At 31.9% G+C, this 20,297-nt stretch carries 22 protein-coding genes, 1 pseudogene and 2 riboswitches; of the genes and pseudogenes, 3 read left to right on the top strand and 20 right to left on the bottom strand.

The window, feature by feature from the left end:
- The 3 genes from HALSAC_RS17325 to HALSAC_RS14760 form a co-directional block, all read left to right on the top strand.
- Positions 1-187 (top strand): hypothetical protein (locus HALSAC_RS17325; RefSeq protein ID WP_035571057.1); only part of this gene is annotated, 187 nt, incomplete at its 5' end.
- A gap of 167 nt (positions 188-354) precedes the next feature.
- Positions 355-525: riboswitch (M-box (ykoK) riboswitch) on the top strand.
- A 326-nt stretch (positions 526-851) separates the two neighbouring features.
- The gene (gene mgtE / locus HALSAC_RS0101785; protein WP_027338823.1) at positions 852-2,216 is read left to right on the top strand and encodes a magnesium transporter; all 1,365 of its coding nucleotides are present in this window, start codon (positions 852-854) and stop codon (positions 2,214-2,216) included.
- A gap of 111 nt (positions 2,217-2,327) precedes the next feature.
- Entirely contained in the window at positions 2,328-3,041 is a 714-nt protein-coding gene (locus tag HALSAC_RS14760; protein ID WP_051412039.1) for an MgtC/SapB family protein, read from the top strand.
- A gap of 65 nt (positions 3,042-3,106) precedes the next feature.
- On the opposite strand, the gene HALSAC_RS0101775 is transcribed toward HALSAC_RS14760, so the two are convergent.
- The 20 genes and pseudogenes from HALSAC_RS0101775 to HALSAC_RS0101690 all read right to left on the bottom strand — a co-directional run bounded on the left by HALSAC_RS0101775 (position 3,107) and on the right by HALSAC_RS0101690 (position 20,062).
- Positions 3,107-3,316 (bottom strand): zinc ribbon domain-containing protein, encoded by a 210-nt coding sequence (locus HALSAC_RS0101775; protein WP_027338822.1) that lies wholly within the window; start codon positions 3,314-3,316, stop codon positions 3,107-3,109.
- Positions 3,317-3,471: 155 nt separating this feature from the next.
- Positions 3,472-3,654, bottom strand: a complete 183-nt coding sequence (locus HALSAC_RS17455; protein ID WP_051412038.1) for a hypothetical protein — start codon at positions 3,652-3,654, stop codon at positions 3,472-3,474.
- A 25-nt stretch (positions 3,655-3,679) separates the two neighbouring features.
- Complete coding sequence (locus tag HALSAC_RS17450; protein ID WP_245579413.1) at positions 3,680-3,790, bottom strand: hypothetical protein; 111 nt, start codon at positions 3,788-3,790, stop codon at positions 3,680-3,682.
- Positions 3,791-3,853: 63 nt separating this feature from the next.
- Entirely contained in the window at positions 3,854-4,243 is a 390-nt protein-coding gene (locus HALSAC_RS17445) for a ketoacyl-ACP synthase III (protein WP_051412037.1), read from the bottom strand.
- Positions 4,244-4,308: 65 nt separating this feature from the next.
- Positions 4,309-4,500, bottom strand: a pseudogene (locus tag HALSAC_RS17775) (IS982 family transposase); the annotation flags it as partial.
- 51 nt (positions 4,501-4,551) lie between these two features.
- Entirely contained in the window at positions 4,552-6,996 is a 2,445-nt protein-coding gene (locus tag HALSAC_RS0101765) for an efflux RND transporter permease subunit (RefSeq protein ID WP_027338821.1), read from the bottom strand.
- Between the two features lie 31 nt (positions 6,997-7,027).
- Positions 7,028-8,074 (bottom strand): hypothetical protein, encoded by a 1,047-nt coding sequence (locus HALSAC_RS0101760; protein ID WP_027338820.1) that lies wholly within the window; start codon positions 8,072-8,074, stop codon positions 7,028-7,030.
- Between the two features lie 82 nt (positions 8,075-8,156).
- The gene (locus HALSAC_RS0101755) at positions 8,157-8,969 is read right to left on the bottom strand and encodes an outer membrane lipoprotein-sorting protein (RefSeq protein WP_027338819.1); all 813 of its coding nucleotides are present in this window, start codon (positions 8,967-8,969) and stop codon (positions 8,157-8,159) included.
- A 117-nt stretch (positions 8,970-9,086) separates the two neighbouring features.
- Complete coding sequence (locus HALSAC_RS14750; protein ID WP_051412036.1) at positions 9,087-9,527, bottom strand: MarR family winged helix-turn-helix transcriptional regulator; 441 nt, start codon at positions 9,525-9,527, stop codon at positions 9,087-9,089.
- Between the two features lie 102 nt (positions 9,528-9,629).
- The gene (locus HALSAC_RS0101745; RefSeq protein WP_027338818.1) at positions 9,630-10,448 is read right to left on the bottom strand and encodes an MBL fold metallo-hydrolase; all 819 of its coding nucleotides are present in this window, start codon (positions 10,446-10,448) and stop codon (positions 9,630-9,632) included.
- A gap of 136 nt (positions 10,449-10,584) precedes the next feature.
- Complete coding sequence (locus HALSAC_RS0101740; protein ID WP_027338817.1) at positions 10,585-11,583, bottom strand: beta-ketoacyl-ACP synthase III; 999 nt, start codon at positions 11,581-11,583, stop codon at positions 10,585-10,587.
- Positions 11,584-11,655: 72 nt separating this feature from the next.
- Positions 11,656-12,198 carry a methyltransferase family protein gene (locus HALSAC_RS0101735; protein WP_051412035.1) on the bottom strand — a complete coding sequence of 181 codons (543 nt, stop codon included), beginning with the start codon at positions 12,196-12,198 and terminating at the stop codon, positions 11,656-11,658.
- Between the two features lie 307 nt (positions 12,199-12,505).
- Positions 12,506-13,294 carry a LuxR C-terminal-related transcriptional regulator gene (locus HALSAC_RS0101725; RefSeq protein WP_027338815.1) on the bottom strand — a complete coding sequence of 263 codons (789 nt, stop codon included), beginning with the start codon at positions 13,292-13,294 and terminating at the stop codon, positions 12,506-12,508.
- Positions 13,295-13,555: 261 nt separating this feature from the next.
- Entirely contained in the window at positions 13,556-14,374 is an 819-nt protein-coding gene (locus tag HALSAC_RS0101720; protein ID WP_027338814.1) for a MetQ/NlpA family ABC transporter substrate-binding protein, read from the bottom strand.
- 168 nt (positions 14,375-14,542) lie between these two features.
- Positions 14,543-15,217 (bottom strand): methionine ABC transporter permease MetI, encoded by a 675-nt coding sequence (locus HALSAC_RS0101715; protein WP_027338813.1) that lies wholly within the window; start codon positions 15,215-15,217, stop codon positions 14,543-14,545.
- Positions 15,198-16,238 (bottom strand): methionine ABC transporter ATP-binding protein, encoded by a 1,041-nt coding sequence (locus tag HALSAC_RS0101710; RefSeq protein WP_027338812.1) that lies wholly within the window; start codon positions 16,236-16,238, stop codon positions 15,198-15,200. Before HALSAC_RS0101710 ends, HALSAC_RS0101715 begins: the two co-directional genes overlap by 20 nt.
- 237 nt (positions 16,239-16,475) lie before the next feature.
- Positions 16,476-16,569, bottom strand: a riboswitch (SAM riboswitch).
- A gap of 142 nt (positions 16,570-16,711) precedes the next feature.
- Positions 16,712-17,782: an IS30 family transposase gene (locus HALSAC_RS0101705; protein WP_027338586.1), complete on the bottom strand. Its 1,071-nt coding sequence runs from the start codon at positions 17,780-17,782 to the stop codon at positions 16,712-16,714.
- A gap of 115 nt (positions 17,783-17,897) precedes the next feature.
- The gene (locus HALSAC_RS0101700) at positions 17,898-18,137 is read right to left on the bottom strand and encodes a TIGR03905 family TSCPD domain-containing protein (protein ID WP_027338811.1); all 240 of its coding nucleotides are present in this window, start codon (positions 18,135-18,137) and stop codon (positions 17,898-17,900) included.
- A 309-nt stretch (positions 18,138-18,446) separates the two neighbouring features.
- Entirely contained in the window at positions 18,447-19,622 is a 1,176-nt protein-coding gene (locus tag HALSAC_RS0101695) for a M20 metallopeptidase family protein (RefSeq protein ID WP_027338810.1), read from the bottom strand.
- 107 nt (positions 19,623-19,729) lie between these two features.
- Entirely contained in the window at positions 19,730-20,062 is a 333-nt protein-coding gene (locus tag HALSAC_RS0101690) for a DUF1622 domain-containing protein (protein ID WP_035571054.1), read from the bottom strand.
- Positions 20,063-20,297: the final 235 nt, after the last annotated feature.

The raw sequence follows: 20,297 nt of genomic DNA, 5'->3' as shown, positions 1-20,297 counted from the left end.
TATTAGGAAGTTGTCTTGTCTATCCTCTTATTTTAATGCAGATTATAGGATGATAATAGGGTTTAAGGAGTTGCTATATAAGGTTAAAACAAACAATTATCTTGTTTTGGTATTTTCAATTTATTATTGCAATTTAGGTAAACATTTAGTTAGAATATTATTAATAATAGTTATTATTTTACACTGAGTTTTGGACTGATATATTTATTTCTTGAATTAATAAAGCCAATATAGTTAAAAGTATTATTAACTTTTTCTTATTATTGCAATTTAGGGCTATTATATTTTTAATTTTCATTTGACAATACCTTCCGCACAACTTATAATAACTTGTGTAAGTTAAAAATTAAATATCGCCAACTTTGTTAGGTGAGGCTCCTATATGAACATAGGCCACTGCCCAAAAACGTCCAGAGACGCCAATGGGTAGAACAGGCATGACCGGGATAAGGTCTGCTTAATGTGGCTGATTGATCTATTCAATCTACGTCATATAGTGCTAAAGCTAAGACGAGGAATTTGGCAGATGAAGGTTATAAATTTTATTATTTTTTGTTTTATTACCTGAAAATTCTGAAGGTTCCTTAAGGGGAACCTTCTTTATTTTTATATAAAGAAATGTCAGTGTCGGTGTCAGTAAAGATTTAAGACTTAAAGTAATGTTTTAATTCTTGATTTACTGACACTCACACTGACACCGACACTATATTATAAGGAGGTGATTTATAAGTGGCAAATGATGATGATGATAGTGTTCCCTGGTCGTGCTCGTATTGTTACAGTCAAATTAGGCATAATAAAGTTAAAAAGCTATTTAGTATAGCTATAAATAATATCAAGGAGGGATTAATATGCCGCTTTATGAAGAAATCACCTATCTTTTATCTAAAAAGGATATAGATTTATTAAAAGAAAAGGTTAACGAATTAGATATTGTTGAAATTGTTAATTTAATACAGGAGTTATCTCCAAAACAGAAGGTTATTATTTTTAGATTATTAAATAAAGATTTAGCTATTGAAGTTTTTGAGAAGTTAGATACTAACCTACAAGAAAACTTAACTACTTCTTTTGCTGAGGATGAAGTTGTTGAAATTATGGAGGATTTGGCCCCAGATGATAAAGCTCGACTATTAGATGAACTTCCTGCAAAGGTAGCAAAGAGAATTATGGAAGCATTAAGTAAAGAAGAAAGAGAGATGACAGCTCACCTTTTAGGTTATGCTCCAGAAACTGCTGGTCGAATTATGACTCCTGAATATATTAGTTTGAAAAAAGATATTACTGTTAAAGAAGCTCTAGATAGAATACGTAAAGTAGGTATGGACAAGGAGACTGTCTACTCACTTTATGTTACTGATAAAGAAAGAAAACTTGAAGGTGTTATTTCCTTAAGGGTATTAGTAATGTCTAACCCTGAAGATACTATAGGAAAGATAATGTATGACCACCCTGCTTCAGTTAGTACTTATACTGATCAAGAAGATGTAGCCAAACTACTTCAACAACAGGATTTAATCGCTGTACCTGTCGTCGATAGAGAGAAGAGATTGGTCGGTATTGTAACATTTGATGATGCAATGGATATTATGGAAGAAGAAACTACCGAGGATATCTTAGACAAAGCTGGGTTGAGCCATCTGGGAAAACAAGAGTCAGACCGAAGTAATGTTTTAATCACTGGATCACTTTTAGATATTTGGAAGGTACGTCTTCCTTTCCTAGTCATTACTTTAATAGGAGGAATGCTCGCAGGTCTAGTAATTGAAGGCTTTGAAGAATCTCTAGAGGCTATTGCTGCTTTAGCAATCTTCATCCCGGTGATAATGGATATGGGAGGAAATGTAGGAACTCAATCATCAACTATCTTCTCTAGAGCTTTAGTTCTAGGACAGATCAATGTTAAGAACTTCTTCCAGCATTGGTTCAAAGAAGTTCAAGTCGGTTTAAGTATTGGAGCTCTTTTAGGGATAGCTGCAGGAGTTATCGCTGCTATATGGCAACAGATTCCTGCTTTAGGGATAGTAGTTGGTCTATCATTGGGCTTAACAATCACTATAGCTACTGCACTTGGATTCTTTATCCCTTATGTACTATTTAAATTAGGGCTTGACCAAGCGGCTGGATCAGATCCTATCATAACAACAATCAAGGATATTACAGGATTATTCATCTACTTCTTCCTTGTAAGCCAATTCCTTGGACATATGCTGTAGAAGAGGTAGCCGAGCAAATTAATTTGCTCGGCTCTCTTTATGGATTGTTTAGCTTTAATCACACTTATTTTTCAATTTTTTATAACTTGAAGTATTGAAAGGAGGATTATTATGTCATTATCAGATTTCATTACCAGAGTACTTGTTGCTTTGATAGTTGGTGTTTTAATTGGTGCCGAGAGGGAATGGCGAGGAAGGATGGCAGGGATTAGAACCAATGCTCTAGTTGCTGTAGGTGCAGCCTTGTATGTATCATTCTCTATGATGTTTCCTGAAGATTCTAGCCCTACTAGAGTAGGATCTCAAATAGTCTCGGGTATAGGATTTTTAGGAGGGGGAGTTATTATAAAAAATGGCTTTAGTGTCAGTGGATTAAATACAGCGGCAACCCTTTGGTGCGCTGCTGCTACTGGTGTGTTAGCTGGTGCTGGCTTTGTCAAAGAATCCTTTATCGGTGGAATTATTATTCTTATATCTCATATTATCCTAAGACGTTTACAGAATAAGGTTTCTACAGGTAGTTTCTCTCTACAGGATGCCACCTGTGATATTTCTCTAATATCTAGCAGTATAGATATTAAAAAGGGCAGATTTTTTCTAGAAAATATTGCTCGAGAGAGTGATAGCTCTATAAAATGTTTATTTAGCAAACTAATCAAAGGGGACTCTATAAAGATAAGTGCCCAGTTAAATGTCAAAGGAGAGAATATTGATTTATTATATGATTTAGTAGAAAAATACTCAAAGCATAAGGAGATTGACTCTATAGATATTGAACTGAGCGACTTCAAACAGCATAATACTGGATTTGGAGAGATGGCTTAAAGGTATATACTAAATAATCTTCACTTATAAATTTCACCTAGAAGATAAGGATTAATCCTTATCTTCTAGGTGAAGAAGTCAAATATGTTACTGAGCATACTCATTTCAGCTTTGAATATCTCGGTATATTTACACTTTGTACATGAAACAGTGGTAAACTTCTTTGTCTGTATATCTAAAAATTTTGATAAGCCTCCCCCAGTTGCTGCAAACTGGTCTGCCTCATAGCCAGTATTTCCACACTTTGGGCATTCATAGTTTGATATCTTTGACATTACCCCACCCCCTTTTTCTAACATTATATATCATATCTAAAGCCGTCTAGCTCAGAATATTTCAACAAATCAAGCATTGCTCTTCTAATTATTATATCATATCTAAAGCCTATACTGTCTAACTTTTATTAATTTTAATCATATCCTAATCACTCTCAAGACCATTCTATAACTGTAGCTCCCCAAGTTAAACCAGCAAGACTTAAAGCTTGATTAACAGCTCTTCCTAATATTTTAACAGCAAACTTAAAGACAAGATTACCTTCCATCTCTATATAATGAAGACCTTCATCAATTATAATTTGAGAAAGAGGCCTCTTAAAACCTCCTCCTTCCACCCTCAAAACTTGGTTTTTAGTTCCATCAGCAACCTAATAGATTAGAGAGAATCCCTCCATTTCCTGTTGGGCTCAAGACTGCAGCACCTGCTCCATCACCAAATAATATACAGCTAGAACGATCTTCCCAATTTATTATCTTAGATAAAGTTTCAGCTCCTATAACTAAAACATTATCGCAAGCTCCAATTTAAACATACTAAGTTGCAACTGAAATTCCATAAATAAAACCTGTGCAAGCTGCTGATAGATCAAAAGCACGGACACCTTTAGCTCCTAGCTTATCTTGAACTATGCAAGCTGTTGAAGGAAAAGCAAGGTGGTCAGGGGTTGCTGTAACAACAAGTATTAAATCTAAATCATTTACTTCTAGTTCTGCATCCTCTAAAGCAATCTTAGCGGCATTATAAGCCAAATCAGATGTGCTAGCACCCTCTTCAATAATCCTACGTTCTTTAATCCCTGTCCTTATCGTTATCCACTCATCATTTGTCTCTACCATCTTTTCTAAATCAAAATTTGTTAATACCTTTTCTGGTACAAAAGACCCACCCCCTGTAATTTTAGCCCTTCTTAACTCTCTCCTCATAGCTATTCATCAATCCTTCCAGCAATTCTGTAGTTATATACTGATAATTTGTAATTTAATCTCTATATTACATTATGTGAATTTATAACTGTTCTCTTGAATCTAGTTATATCACATATTTGTAAAAATAAATCTTTTAAGTTATTCTTTACAAATTTGAACCATACTTTTTCACAATCAATAATAAACACTTCTCCCATAACGCTGATAGTAATTATTTCACTATCAGAAAGAATAATTTTAGCAATATTACGCTTTTTTTAATAAATCCTAAAGCTATCTATATGATAAATATAATATATAATGCATTACATATTAACATCAACATCAGCTTTATCTTTTAAAGGTTTTAACAATACAAATATTGCTGGAGTAATTAACATATCAGCAACTAAAGCAGAAAAAACACCCGCAGCTGAAAGGATTCCCACATGAGTCATGCTATTAACTTTTGATAATCCAAAGATAGCAAAACCAACTATCAGAATAATTGAAGTGAAAATTAATGCCCTACCTATCTTTTTAAAAGTGGCTTTATTAGCTTCAATATAAGAATTATTTCTTTCAAACTCCTCTTTAAAATGAAGGAAATAATGCACTGTATCATCTACTGCAATCCCAATAATCATTGGTGCAATCAATATAGTAAGAACATCTAATGGATAATCTAAAATCCCCATTAAGCCTGTTATAACTACTACTGGTAAAGTATTAGGTATCATTGACAACAAACCCAACTTAACAGACTTTAAAATTAATATCATCACTAATGTAATTACTCCTAAAGCCAAAATAATAGATTTAACTTGACCTTCTATTAAATCAACCAACATCTTTAGCATAATAGGTGCATCACCAACAACTGTTACTTCTGTTCCTTCAGGTAAATATAAATTAACTAAATTAATAATTTCATCAAAATCATCTTGTAATATTTTACCAAATCCATTTACTTGTACTGAAATACGCATCTTTTTATAATTAAAATCTACCCAATCTTCCAATCCTTCTCCTCCTGATATTTCATATAACAATAAATACTGAGCAATTAAATTCTGTGAATATGGAATCCTATAATATTCCTCATTATTTTCATGCATAGTCTTATTAATCTCTTTAATTATATCAGTTAATGCTAATACATTAGATGTTAATTCTAAATTATTAATCATATAAGTTATTTCATCTATACTCTTAAGTATTCTCGGATCTTGAGCCAATCCCTCTTCAGGCAAGTCTATTAAAACTTCATAAGAATATAATGCTCCTAATCTTTCAGTCATATATTTTGAATCTTTAACTATACTAAAATCATCACCCATAATCTCCACAAAATCACTACTTACAGGCATCCTAAAGGAAAAGAATATAAATATAGTTACTAATAAAAAAGACCCTATCGTAGTAATCAAAGAATTATCAACTACAAAATCTGCCCATCTTGAAATAAGCTGAGAATCATTCTTCTCCCTATTACTCTTTTGCTCTTTAACATCCTTATCTTTTCCTAAAGCTAAAATCGCTGGAATAAGGATCATTACTAATAAGTAAGTTATTAACACTCCAAATGCACAAAACATTCCTAAATCTCTAATTGATCTTATCGGTACTATCATAAAGGATATAAAACCTAATGCTGTAGTAATAGTAGTTATAAAGATTGGCCAAGTAGCTTCTTGGTAAAGATATTTAATTGCTTCTAATCTAGAGCCAGTTTCTCTGAACTTATATTGAAAATGATTAATAACATGAATAGAATAACTCACAGAAATCACAAGAATTAAAGTTGGAATAATGATACTTGTAATCGATGCTGCAATTCCAATCCAACCCATAGTCCCATATAAAACTAACAATGTTATAAAAATTACAAGAAAAGGGCCTATAGTAGCTCTTAAATCTTTAAACATAACAATCATCAAAATAATACATATTATCAATGAAATTAAACCAAATTTAGCACCTTCCTCTGCAATTACTCTATCCCCTTCATAATCTAACATCGATATTCCTGATGCAGTAACTTTTATATTCTCATTTTGATGCCTATTTAAAATAACCCCTAATGCTGGCGGAATTATCTTCCTTGGATCAGATACCTTATTTAATCCACTAGCCTCTTCACTAAAGATATCAGACCTCATAATTATATCCTCTGTTTCCCAGTTTACTTGGTCTAAATGCTTAAAATCCTTCTCTACAGGTAAGTAGACATACTCTGGCATTCGCTCAAAATTTATTATTATTCCTGTCTCTTTAGAATCTTCGCTTATTATCATATCAACATAACTATTATTAGATAATGCCCTCTTTCTAATTCTATCTAAACTTTCTCTATCTTCTGGAATTTTATCTCCTATTAAATTATCAATTCTCAAATCATAACCTTCTGATTCCATATACTGCAAGTTAGTTAACAAAGTAACTTCTTTAACGAAAGGTAAATTCTCTTCTAAATCATCACTTAATTGTCTAATATACTTTAATACATCATATCCAAAAACATCATCTGCTTCTATTAAAACAAAAATAAACTCTTCGTTTCCAAAGATCTCTTTAAAACTATTATTTTGAACTATAATTGGGTCATCTTCAGGAAAGAATGACTCATTTGATGAATCTATCTCTAACTTTTGCACTCCAATATAAGAGATAATTGTCAAAGTTAAAAACAATATAAGTATTAAATATTTATATTGAGTAATCATTTTTACCCCAAAATTACTAATTTGCTCTTTAAAATCTTTTTTCATTAAATCTTACCTCCTTTTGCTTATATTAAATTTAAAAAGCTTTATTTACTTGAACAAATAGATGATCTTGATCAGAATAAAAACCAAACTCTGTTCCTTCATCTCCACTAAAGATTCGTGCTCCCAGAGAAATATCAACTCCATCCATCAAATCATAATTAAGTTGCGGACTTAAATAATAATCATTATCTCTTATATTATATATACTCTGTACTTCTACATACTTAAATGAATTAATCTCATACTCTATCGCAAAAACTATCCTATCTCTTCCAGATTCTCCTCTTTGTTTCTCTCCTGCTAATTGTAGATTTAAGTATAAATCATCAGTTAAATCAAAATCAACTCCTAAAACATATTCAATATAATTATCTTTAAAATCTTCATCAACTATAAAATAACCCATCTCCCCACGGAAAAGATATTCCCCTAACTCCTTAGAAAAATCACCACCAATGGCATGTAAATCATATTCATCTACATCTCCAAGTGGATGATTTAAAACCTTCGGGCCAACACCTTTATAATAACTTATAGAAGCATCAATACTTGGCGACCACCTTGATAACCTAACCCCAAACTCTGAATTCAATAATTCTTCTTCTACATTCGCAGGTACCCAAACACTATCAATTATCCAATCATCATAGTAATACTCTACTCTAACTGCTGCTACCTCACTTCTATTATCCTCTTCAAATATTCGTCTATAATCAATTGGGTTAAAATAATCAGTCGGGTTGATTCTATCTGTCCTCCCCCAAGCAATTCGTTGCCTTCCAATAGTCAAATCGGCAGAATCTAAGTATAACTGAGTAAAGGCTTCTCTCAACTCAAACAAATCATCATCGTCAGACACCTCAAAGCTAGCCTTTATTAAACCAGAAGTAAAAGAATAATTAGCAAGTTCAATCCTTAATCGATTCTCAATCGTTCTAATTTGGGCATCAGAATCCATATTTATATCTAACTTTGAAGTTAACTCTCCAGTTATATCTAATTCACTAGCCACAATTATCCCATTACCTAGAATAATTATTAACCCTGTTAAAGCAAATGACAATATTCTCTTATTCATATTCTTAACCGCCTTTCATTTAATAATCATCAATTATATTATTCTAATAAATTTCAAACAATAACTACTATAGTAATTAAGTCTATCTAAATCTACTTAACTGACGAATACTAAAATAATCGTCTGATATATTTACATTGACTTTAATATCTTCATAAACAAGCTCTGTTCTTGAACCTTTATTTACATCCTCCATTTCCATTCTGGTTGAAAACCAAATCCCATCATTAACTTCTTCTATATCATAAGCTCTCATAATCTTAATCTTCTCTCCCATATCATTGAAGTATTCTGATTTAACTGGAACAAAGTTATCTTTTCTGATAAATATAGTTCTTTTAGCAAAACCAACATTACTTTTTATCTCTCTAGAAATTCCTTCAGCCTTAACTACATAAACTTCCCTTTCATTTAAAATTTCTTCTCTAACTAACTTATATGTATAATCATCTATATTAAACGTAATATCTTCATAACTGAAATCAGTCCCCATAAAACTACCTCCACGTTCTTCTGAAGATATACGTCGAGGTCTTCCTAAAGCTGGCAGATATAAATATCTTTCATCTGCTTCTTCTGGATTTGTAATAGATAAAAAACCTGTTCCTCTTACATTAGCAGGTTCTAAAAAATGAATTAATGACTTTTCTACTCCTTTATTATCCTCCTTAGAGATTGACCTTAATCTTCTAACTCTTTCTTGCCCTGAACTATTAATAATTTTCATGTTTAACTCTGCTTGTATTCCCTCAACTCTGCTTAATATATTTGATTTCTCAACTATTTCTCTGGCAGTTATACTTTCATCTTCACCAGTAACTTGATCTGCTAGTAATCCTATATGAAACATTATCAATATCATTATAAACAAACTAACTATTTTAGTTCTTTTCATTATTTCCCCCCTTTTTTATAATACTTTACTAATTTTAATTTCCCAACAACTAGCCAACTCTAAAATTTTATTCTCATTTGGAATAAATCCATTTTCGTAGTATTTAAGTATAAAAAATTAATCGATACTAAATCTATCATTTAGTCTTTCTCTTATTTTTAAAAAAAGTTCTATAGTATAATCCAATTTTTTTTCATTAACATTACTAAACATATCCTTTAATATTTTTTCACTTTCTTCCATATGCTTATTATAATATTCTTTCCCTTTAATACTAAGACTTACAAGGACAACCCTCCTATCTTCTTTACTTCTCTCTCTTTCAAAATAACCTCTCTTAACTAATCCATTAACAATACTTGTCATAGTAGTAGGCGGACAGGAAATAATTTCTGCTAATTCTGACATTGTAACAATTCCCTTTCTACCTATAATTTCAATTAAAAGATGCTCTCTAATATTAAAAGTCCTAGTTTCACTAGAAAGCCTCTTATATGATTCAAGCATTATCTCAAATAAAACACACTCTAACCTTTTCACTTTTTCTTCTATATTCATATTTCAACCCCCTTATCATATAATCTTAATATTTAGTATAAGTTTTCTAACTATTATTTAGTGATAATCCATCATAAATAATCATAAATCATTGCTAAATAATTAAACAAATTTAGGCGAATGAGATGGTATAATGCTTATTCTTTTATAATTTTTATGTACAGCATTTATTTTTTTCAAAGTTTTATAATTAGATTTTGGATTATCAATTATTAAGTTTGACATTTTAGATGGCAAGATAATCTCTTGATAAGATTTATTCAACCAACAAGCATCAGAAACAAAAAAGTACTCTTTATTTTTTAGAGTCTTTAAATAAAGTCCAGTATGACCTCTAGAGTGTCCCGATAAATCAATGGCAATTAATGAGTTATTCCCAAAAATGTCAATTCCTTTTATGAAAGGATATAATCTATCAGAGATATCAATAGAATTTTTATCTTCTAGAAATTTTACTCTGCTTTCAAAATCTTCGGGAATATGATTAGCAATAAAGCCTAATCTTAACGCTGAAAATCCCTTTCTTCCTTTGACTGCCTCAAAAGCAGATTTTCGACAAATAAATTTGGCATTTGGAAAATCTTTCAAACCTCCTATGTGATCTGGATGAAAATGAGATATAATTATATATTCAATATCTTTAGGTTTAATTCCAATCTTCTTCAATTTATTTATAGCTGATTCTTCTTTAGATATAGATACAGGTGTAATTTTTCTATATAGACTAAGCGGAAATCGATTAGTTCCACTAAAAAATCTATCTGTATAGCCTGTATCATATAAAACTAGACCATTTTCAACCGTTTTTATTAAAGCGAATTTAGCTGGAAAATTTAAAATTTTCTTACTCCCTCCTCTAAGTACCATCTTTTCCATCCCTGTACAGTAGCCGGCATTCAAAATCTTAACCTCTTCTATCATCAATTAATCCCCCTTGATTATTTATTAAAGTGTGTTTCATTTAACAAATACTTCACTTTTATGCGATGTTAAAAATACTCTACTACATTCTACTACTTTGAAACACACTTTAACTTTAATTTTGACTTATATAAATCTAATATTCAAGAATTATTCCTCCAAAAGATAAACCAGCCCCTGCTCCAAAAAATAATACTTTGTCACCACGCCTTAACTTTTTCTGCTTTATCGCTTCATTTAATGCCAAAGGTATCGAAGCAGCTACTACATTTCCATGATTAGATAAAATATTCATTACTTTATGTGATGGGAAACCTAATAATTTATTATAAACCAATTTCATTGCTGAACCACTAGCTTGATGACCGACTAATAAATCAATATCTTCCTTTTTTAAACCAGCTTCTGTTAACAATTGCTCAATAAAGTCATTTGCATATTTACGTGCTAATTTAAAAACTTTTGGCCCATCCATATCAAATAAGAATTCTTCTTTAGTTTCATTTGAATAATTTCTTGCATGAAGTCCAGTTGCCCCTCCTCTTATTTCTGTAAGATGAACTCCCTTGATATATGTCTCCATTTTTGAAGCTATAATTTTAGAATCATCTCCACTTTCACTTTTCCCAATCACTGCTGCACCTGCACCATCACCAAATAATGCATAACTTTCTAATTGCTTTGAATTCAAAAATTTAGAAGCTATCTCTGACGATACTACTAGCACCTTTTCATATCTCCCTGCCTCTATTAAATAAGAAATTACATCTAACCCTGTTATAAAACTCAAGCAAGTAGAATTAATATCAAAACAAGGTATTTTAGATTCTACTTCTCCCATCGCCTCTTTAATAAGTGGTGCTGTAGCTGGAACTATCTGTTCAATGGTTCCTCCAGTGCTTATTATACAATCTATATCGCTAAATTTTAAATTTGCATTTTTTAATGCTTCTTGTGCAGCAAAAGCTCCCATTTGAGAAGTAGTTTCCTCTTCAACATAATGTCTTTCAATCACCCCTGACATTTTTTCAATTCTATCTTTTTCTAAGCCTAATTCTTTCGCTAATTCTTCTGACCTAACTTTTCTACTTGGTAAAAATGCCCCACTACCTAATATTTTCACTCTTCTATGCATTTTAATCCCCCTTAATTATTTAGTTTATTTATCTTATAAATTATCTGTTTTAAATTTAAATTGAATTTATAGTTAAAGAATAAAAGGAATTAGAATTTTGGTAGCTCTTTGGTACTCAATATATTCGTCGCCAAAATATTCAACTAACATCTTTTCCTCATCTTTTATTCTGGGTAATAAAACAGATAAATACGGAATTGTAATTAACATAAAACTCACCCAATTAAAATAAAATAATGCTATTCCTAAAACTGCGATGAAAGCCCCTAAATAAGAAGGATGTCTAGTGTACTTATAAAAGCCAGTTTTAATTATTTTATGTTCTTCATCAATTCTTAAGTTAACTGTGAAATAATCTCCTAGAGTAATAATAGACAACCACCTAATAATAAAGCCAATAACAATCATTACTAATCCTATGTTATTTATTAGTTTGCTGCCTATATTTAATTGAATACCAACATATGTCCCTATTGCTATACAAATAATTGCTATTATCCAAGCAATTCTAGTACCAAAACTCTCTCTTATATTTTTATCTTTTTCTCTTTTAAATACTATTATACTCACTTCAGATATGAAAAATAACCAAGGTATAATATTAATAAAACTCATCTAATCACTCCTTTTTAATAAAATTATTCCCTCTCTAATAACTTTCTTAAGTTCTTCTTTTTTATCACCTCCACTCTTAAAATTTATCATTTTTAATAAATAAGAACCTTTAGCAAACCAATAAATTAAAAATTACAATTATTCTAAAAATAACCTTAATCACAATTTTAGCAAACTAAAAAGCAATTATCAACTATCTTTAGTACAATGATTCCGTCGTCTAATTTAAACCTCATACTTTTGATAATTCTTATACTTTTTTTCGACATAATCTTTTTATTTTTTATACTTATGATATCTGATTTCTCTAATCTAAATCTGTTTCTATATAACCATTTTTTATCCCTATAGCAATAGCGTGTATTATATTTTTTGCTTTTAATTTTTTACACAATTTCTTTCTATAATACTTTACTGCTGGTTCAGAAAAATTTAATTTATTGCTTATCTCTTTTATTTTATACCCCTTAGCTGATAAAACAGCTACCTCTTTCTCTGCTTGAGTTAAATACTCCTTACCTTTTTGGATTTTTTCTATTTCCTTAATTTTACTTTGTTTAGATATCCCCAATAAAATATTTTTATGTACTAGATTAAATAATAGCTTGTCTTTTTCTGATAAATTTCTTCCTAAGAGAGACATATCTAAATAAGCAGCTACCTTTTTATTAATCTCAATTGGAATAGCTATACATGTCCATTCTTTGAAAAAATTACAATAATGCTCTTCTCCAGCTAAGAATACTTCCTTCTGTAACTTCATTGCTAATGAAATTGCATTTGTTCCACAACTTTCTTCTATAAAGACAGCCCCTTTTAATCTTATTATTCTTTCTTTATTAGTACTATCATAACCAGCTATCAATCCCCCCTTTGAATCAGTTAATAGAAATATATTATCTTTCAAACTATACTTCCTCTCTAACTTTTTAACTTCTTCCTTAAAAACTCTAATTAACTGCCAATTCTCTTCTAGCTTATTTTCTAATTCTTTTTCATTAATATAACTTTGAATTTTATCGATATCTTTTGGTAATCCCCTTTCATAACACCTATACCATGATTCCTTTAGTAATTCCTTCTTATCAATTTTCATCTTATCATCCCTTTCTAATTACAAGTTGAACAATCATTAAATCACTTTCTTAATAGCAAATATCTAAAATTTTATATTTTTAATATAATTATTCTCTATTAAAAATGGTAACTTAATCATTTGTATATCAATATTTACTATACCAAACAATTTAATACTTATCAAGAAAATAAGAATTTTTAATGAATTCTAATCCATATTTAGTTATATATCAATAAAAAAATACCGTATACCAAATTTGGTATACGGTATTTTTCAACTCTAAAATGCTGGAACTACTGCTCCTTCATATCTTTCTAAGATATACTCTCTAACCTCTGGCGCTGTTAGTGCTGAAACTAACTTAGCTATCAACTTGTCATCTTCTTCTCCCTCTCTTACTACCAAGATGTTGGCATAAGGTGATTCACTTCCTTCGATAATTAGAGCATCCTCTGTTGGCACTAAATCTGCTTCTAAAGCAAAGTTGGTATTGATAACTGCTGCATCAACATCTCTTAATGACCTAGGCAATTGAGCTGCTTCTAACTCCCTAAATTCTAAGTTCCTAGGATTATCAATAATATCGATTGGAGTAGCATTTAACCCTGCATTATCACTTAACTTAATAAGTCCATAAGCCTCTAATAACAAAAGAGCTCTTCCTTCGTTAGTAGCATCATTAGGAATAGCAATTAACGCTCCATCCTCTAGTTCTTCTAAAAAATCATACTCCTCTGAATATAGTCCCATAGGCTCTACATGAACATTAGCAATTGAGCTTAAATCTAATCCTCTTTCATTACTGAAGTTCTCTAAGTAAGGTAAGTGTTGGAAGAAGTTAGCATCAATACTCCCATCATCAAGGGCCAAATTAGGGGTTACATAATCAGTAAACTCTTTAATCTCTAAAGTAATCCCCTCTTCTTCTAATAAAGGCTGAACAACATCTTTTAGAATCTCAGAATGAGGAACTGGTGTCGCTCCAATAACTATCCTATCTGCTTGCCCACCGACTTGCTCTTCTCCATTTCCACAACCTACTACCAATAATCCTACCACCAACAATACAATTAATAAATTAATCTTTTTATTTAACATCTTCTCTCCTCCTCTAATTTTAGTTGTCAATTGATAATTGATAATTGACAATTAAAAAACAAGCCCCTCAATCAAATCACCCTAGCTTTAAGACATATACTCTTACTACTGTCAATTACTCTTAACTTTTTTCTCTTAACTATCAATTATCAACTATCCTCTGAACTGTTAACTCCTATCAAGCTTCCTTGCTAACAAGTTTCCAAAATGCTGTATTAACTGCACCATTACTACAAGAAGTATTATTGTCTTGATCATAATATCGGTCTGATAACGATGATACCCATATCGGATGGCTATGTCTCCTAGACCACCACCACCAATTGCTCCTACTATTGCTGAATAACCAATAAGACTTATGAGAGTAATAGTTAACCCTAAGACCAAAGTCGGTAAGGACTCAGGTAATAAAACCTTAGTAACTATCTCCCAGGGTGTAGCTCCCATTGACTGGGCTGCTTCAATAACTCCACCATCTACTTCCTTAATTGCACTCTCTACTATTCGTCCTATAAAAGGAATTGCTCCAACTGTTAAAGGTACAATAGAAGCAGTAGTTCCAATTGAAGTTCCTACAATAAACCTAGTAAAAGGAATTAAAGCTACAAGAAGAACTATAAAGGGGATGGATCTAGTTATATTGATTATGGTACTTAAGATAAAGTTTATACCTTTGCTCTCTAAAATATTACCATCTTCTGTAACTACTACTCCTACACCTAGTGGGATACCTACTAAAGAACCAAGTATCATAGAAACAAAGACCATATATAAAGTCTCTAATGTCCCAGACCATAAAAGATCATTGCCTCTAAGTAAAAAATCAATTATTTCTTCCATCATTAAGCACCTCCACTCTAACCCCTTCTTTGGAGCTTAAGTATTTAATTCCTTTACTAACCTGCTCTTTATCACCAGTCAACTCTATAATTAGAGTTCCAAAGGATATCCCTTGAATCTTATCAATATTACCATAAAGAATATTAGCATCTAAACTATATTGATGAATTAAACTTGATATGATCGGTTTAGAAGCTGCAACTCCAACAAAGGAAACTCTAACAAGGCTACCATCATTAATATCTAAATCAATTCCCCGGGCCAACAGCTCATCAGGTATATTGGCATTTACTACCCTTTCAATAAACTTCCTTGTTGTAGGATTTTGTGGGTTACTAAAGATCTGTACAACATCACCCTGCTCTACAATCCTACCCTTATCAAGGACTGCCACCTTGGTACATATCTCCTTGATAACCTCCATCTCATGGGTAATTAAGAGTATTGTAATTCCTAGTTCTTCGTTAATCTTCTTTAATAGATCTAATATCGAATGAGTAGTCTCTGGATCTAAAGCCGAAGTTGACTCATCACATAAAAGAACCTTAGGGTTATTGGCCAAAGCTCTAGCTATACCGACCCTCTGTTGTTGGCCCCCGCTTAACTGGCTTGGATAATTATCAGCCTTATCCTCAAGCCCAACTAACTTTAGAAGTTCTTTTACTCTTTCTTTAATCTCGCTTTTCTTCTTAGCTTTAATCTCCATAGGGAAGGCTACATTAGAAGCAACGGTACGAGACTTAAGAAGGTTAAACCTTTGAAAGATCATCCCCATTGACTTTCTTTCTTCCCTTAACTTTTGAACGGGCAAGGTAGTTAAATCTATACCATCGACTATAACCTGACCCTCAGTAGGATCCTCTAATAAGTTTAAACACCTAATTAAACTACTCTTACCGGCACCACTTGGGCCAATGATGCCAAAAATTTGGCCCTTCTCTATATTCAAATTTATATCCTCAAAGGCGAGAATATCGCCCGATGAACCTGAGTAGACCTTCTTTAAATTTATAATCTCAATCATCTTATCTTTACTTCCTTTCTGTGAAATTATGTGTCAATGTGAGTGTCAGTGTCAGTAAAGTCAAAATCTAAACCCTTTTTCTTGGAAAAAGAGTATTTTCTATAAATAATTAAAGAATATCAATATTAGAAGGAAATTAAAAGCATACTCCCTTAACTGACACTGACACCGACACTAAATACTGTATACTAAAAACAAAAAACTCCTTCTCATAAGAGAAGAAGTAAGCTGCTTCCTCTCTTATCTATCAGGAATTAGCACCGGGTATTGTAATCACAATACTGGTTGCTGGGTTTCATAGGGCCAGTCCCTCCACCTCTCTCGATAAGAGTACTTTATTAAGTTATTAATAAATATTATAATGTTTAATCCCCTGTTTGTCAAGAGTTTTACTTGAATTTTTTATATCATGAAAATTGCAATATAAAATGCACAGCCTTTATGGAAAAAAACACCTCATATGATGTGTTTATTTATGCTACATTTAAACCTATTTCAAATATATTATTAGAACTTTTAAAACCAAACATCTTCCTAGGATAATTATTAATCCATTTTTCAATTCTTTTAATTTGATTTCTACTAAGATTCTTAAAGCTACTTCCTTTTGGCAAAAACCTTCTAATCATTTTATTTAAGTTCTCATTACTCCCTCTTTGCCAAGAAGAGTAAGCATCAGCATAATATTGCTTTGTCCTTGGAATTTTACTTCTTGTAAAAGAAGTCTCTATTCCTGTATAGTTATAAAATTCTTTCCCATTATCAGTTGTAATAGTCTTGAACAATTCTCTAAACTTCTTTACTCCTATTCTTCTTTCTATTCGATCCAGACCTCTTATTACAGCTTCCTGCGTCTTATTAGGTATAATCTCTATTATTTCTTTTCTACTATACCTCTCCGTTAGAACTAATAAGAAAGGCTCTCCTTTTCCCTTTCTACCCTCTACTAGATCCATTTCCCAATGACCTACTTCTAACCTCTCATCAGCTGCTTTAGGCCTATCTGATATTCTTCTACCTTCTTTACGTCTTTTAGTTGATTCTTTTTCTTTCTTCTTTGTCTTTTTAGACTTTTTATAATTACCATAGGTCAACTCTTCTCTACTTACAAATAGGATGCCTTTATCTATATAATTATAGATAGTCTTCCAATGTAATTCTATTTCAAAATCTTCACTATTTTTTATCATATCTGCAATTACTTCTGGAGAATACTTATCTTTGATTTTTTCCTCTATAAACTCAGCTAACCTGTGATCTTTACCTATTTTTATTTTAGCTCCTTTAGCTGTAGCATTTTGATCATATACCTTTTGAGCCTTTAATGCATCATATTCTATTCTAATTGTATAGTCCCAATTTAATAGCTCTATTTTGCCTTTTTTAACCTCTCTGCTTATTGTAGTTCTATGTCTACCTAACTCTTGTGCAATCTCTTTGGGAGACTTGTTTTGTTGATTATACAAGTGTTCTATTACTTTTCTATCTTCCCATTTTAAGTGTTCACCTTTGTTCTCATTTGTGTTATAATTATCTTGGCACATATCAATACCTCACTTTATGTTATTTGTGGTTATTTAACATTATATATGAGGTATTCATATGTGTCATTTATTTTTTGCACTATCCGTGCATTTAATTATACAATGTTCCAATTTTTTATATCAATTCTTTTAAAGCCTTGCTCAATTGATCTGGACAAGAAGTACCATTACGACAAGCTATTCCTTCTAGCTTATTAGCTACATCCTCAACCTTATTCCCTTCTACTAAGGCTGCTATTCCTGCAAGGTTGCCATTGCATCCTCCAATAAATTCAACCTTTTCTATAATCCCTTCATCATTAATATCAAATTTTATCTCCTTAGCACAGATTCCACTTGTTTTAAAGCTTTCCATACAAACAACCCCTTCTTTCTTAAAATTAAAGTCTATCCATAATTATAACAGTAATAACTCTTCATTACAATATTCATTTTGCATTAAAAAATTTAAAAGCAAAGACTTGGCGCAGCGCCCTGAAGGAAGATGATTTTTCTGACTGTGGAAGTACTCTTGGGGCGACAAGACCCTAGATAAAAAATGACTAGGATCCAACTAAACCTCTTTAACTTTAATTACTTAATCCTTTGTCCTAAACTTATCGGCTCTTATCAGATCTCAGTCTGCGTCAACGCCTTTAATCTTTTTAGAATTTCTTTCTAAATCTTAACCCTCCAACAAAAACTCATAAGCCGCCTTTGCCAAAAGTGCTGTTCCCAAAGGAAGTGCTTCCTCATCTAAATTAAACTTGCTATGGTGCCAAGGGTAAACCTTCTGATTTGGACTACTGACACCTAAATGGAGAAAGAAGCCTGGTATTCTCTTAGCATAGCTAGCAAAGTCCTCTCCTGCCAGCAGTGGGTTTTGCAAAATAATTGTTCCTGCCTCACCAATTATATCTCTACTGACCTTCTCCATCAATTTAGTCAACTCCTTATCATTATTAAGGACAGAATGACCAAATTGATAATCAAACTGATACCCTCCTCCAAAAATATCTGTCACCCCATTAATAGTCTGCTCCATAAGAAGGGGAACCTCCTCTCTTAACTTAGGATTGACAGTTCTAACTGTACCTTCAACCTCTATCTTATCGGCTATTACATTATAACTCTTCCCACCACAAACTCTACCGATAGTTAAAACTATAGGTTCCACAGGTCTAACCCTTCTACTAACAATAGATTGAAGATTTTGGATAATATCTGCTGCTATAATAACTGCATCTACCGTTCTATGGGGAGCTGCACCATGGCCCCCTTCACCTCTCACTTCTATCTTAAATTTATCGGTGGCTGCCATAATTGGCCCTTCTTTAATCCCTACACTTCCTACTTTTAACTGGGGGTTGACATGGATACCAAAAATCCCATCTACTCCTTCTAATACACCTTCTTCAATCATTGCCTCAGCACCACTTGGAAATTGTTCCTCATTAGGCTGAAAAATAAATTTGACGCTGCCCTCTAACTCTCTTTTAAATTGACTTAAGACCTTGGCTACCCCTAAAACCATAGCTATATGCCCATCATGACCACAAGCATGCATTACACCTTCATTCTTTGATTTATAGTCAAAGTCATTCTCTTCTTTTATAGGTAGAGCATCCATGTCAGCTCTTATGCCTACTACCTTCTCTTTACTCTTCCCCTCTAAGAAAGCTACTACTCCAGTCTTTGCCACTCCTTCTTGTACTTCTAAGCCAAGACTTCTTAAGTAATTAGCAACTAATTTTGCAGTCTCCCACTCTTCAAAACCAAGCTCTGGATTGGAGTGTATTTCCCTTCTAAGCCTTATAATCTCTTCTTTTATCTTAAAGGCTTCGCCTTTAAAGTCAACCATAAATTAATCCACCCCTTTTTTATTATTATATTTAGTCTTTCCTAAAGGGATGAATTAGATTTACTTATCTTCTTATATTTTTTCAACTTAGGAAAAATTAAATATCATCAATCTAATGCTACCCCCATATCTTTTGTTAAAAAGTAATTCAATGCTGTTCTAATGGCTATAATGGCAGCTAGTTGACCTATGTCAGTCCAGGTAGGAGCAACTACACTTCTTAAGATACTTGAACCAATTAAGATTCCTAACCCAACAGAAAAAGAATAGCCTAACTTGGCCCTACTTCTTTTCATAACATCAATAAAGTCTTCATTACTAAAGATAGCCTTCACATACATTCCAAAAACGCTTGTGATCCCATTTGCAATTGTAAAGATTGCAAATAACTGTGCAAAATACGATATATATTCACTTAATGATATCACTAAGCCTTCCATAGATGCCTCCTCTTTTTAATCTAAGATAAGGTGTATTCGAAAAAAATAATAGTATATTCCTCTTTATATAATATTAAAGACCAATGACTAACATGAAACTAAAACTTAAATTTGATAAGAGAAGGGCCAACATTGAGGTTCCCCCATTAAATTAGACACTAAGTTTAGTGGCTTTCTCTCGTTTTCGTATTTTTCTGGACTTTTATAATTTAAAGTCGAGTGCATTCTAAATCTA

Origin of the sequence: Halonatronum saccharophilum DSM 13868, from assembly GCF_000517025.1 — a bacterium.
In the GTDB taxonomy this organism is placed as follows: domain Bacteria; phylum Bacillota; class Halanaerobiia; order Halobacteroidales; family Halobacteroidaceae; genus Halonatronum; species Halonatronum saccharophilum.
This window is presented reverse-complemented; position numbering and strand designations above follow the sequence as displayed.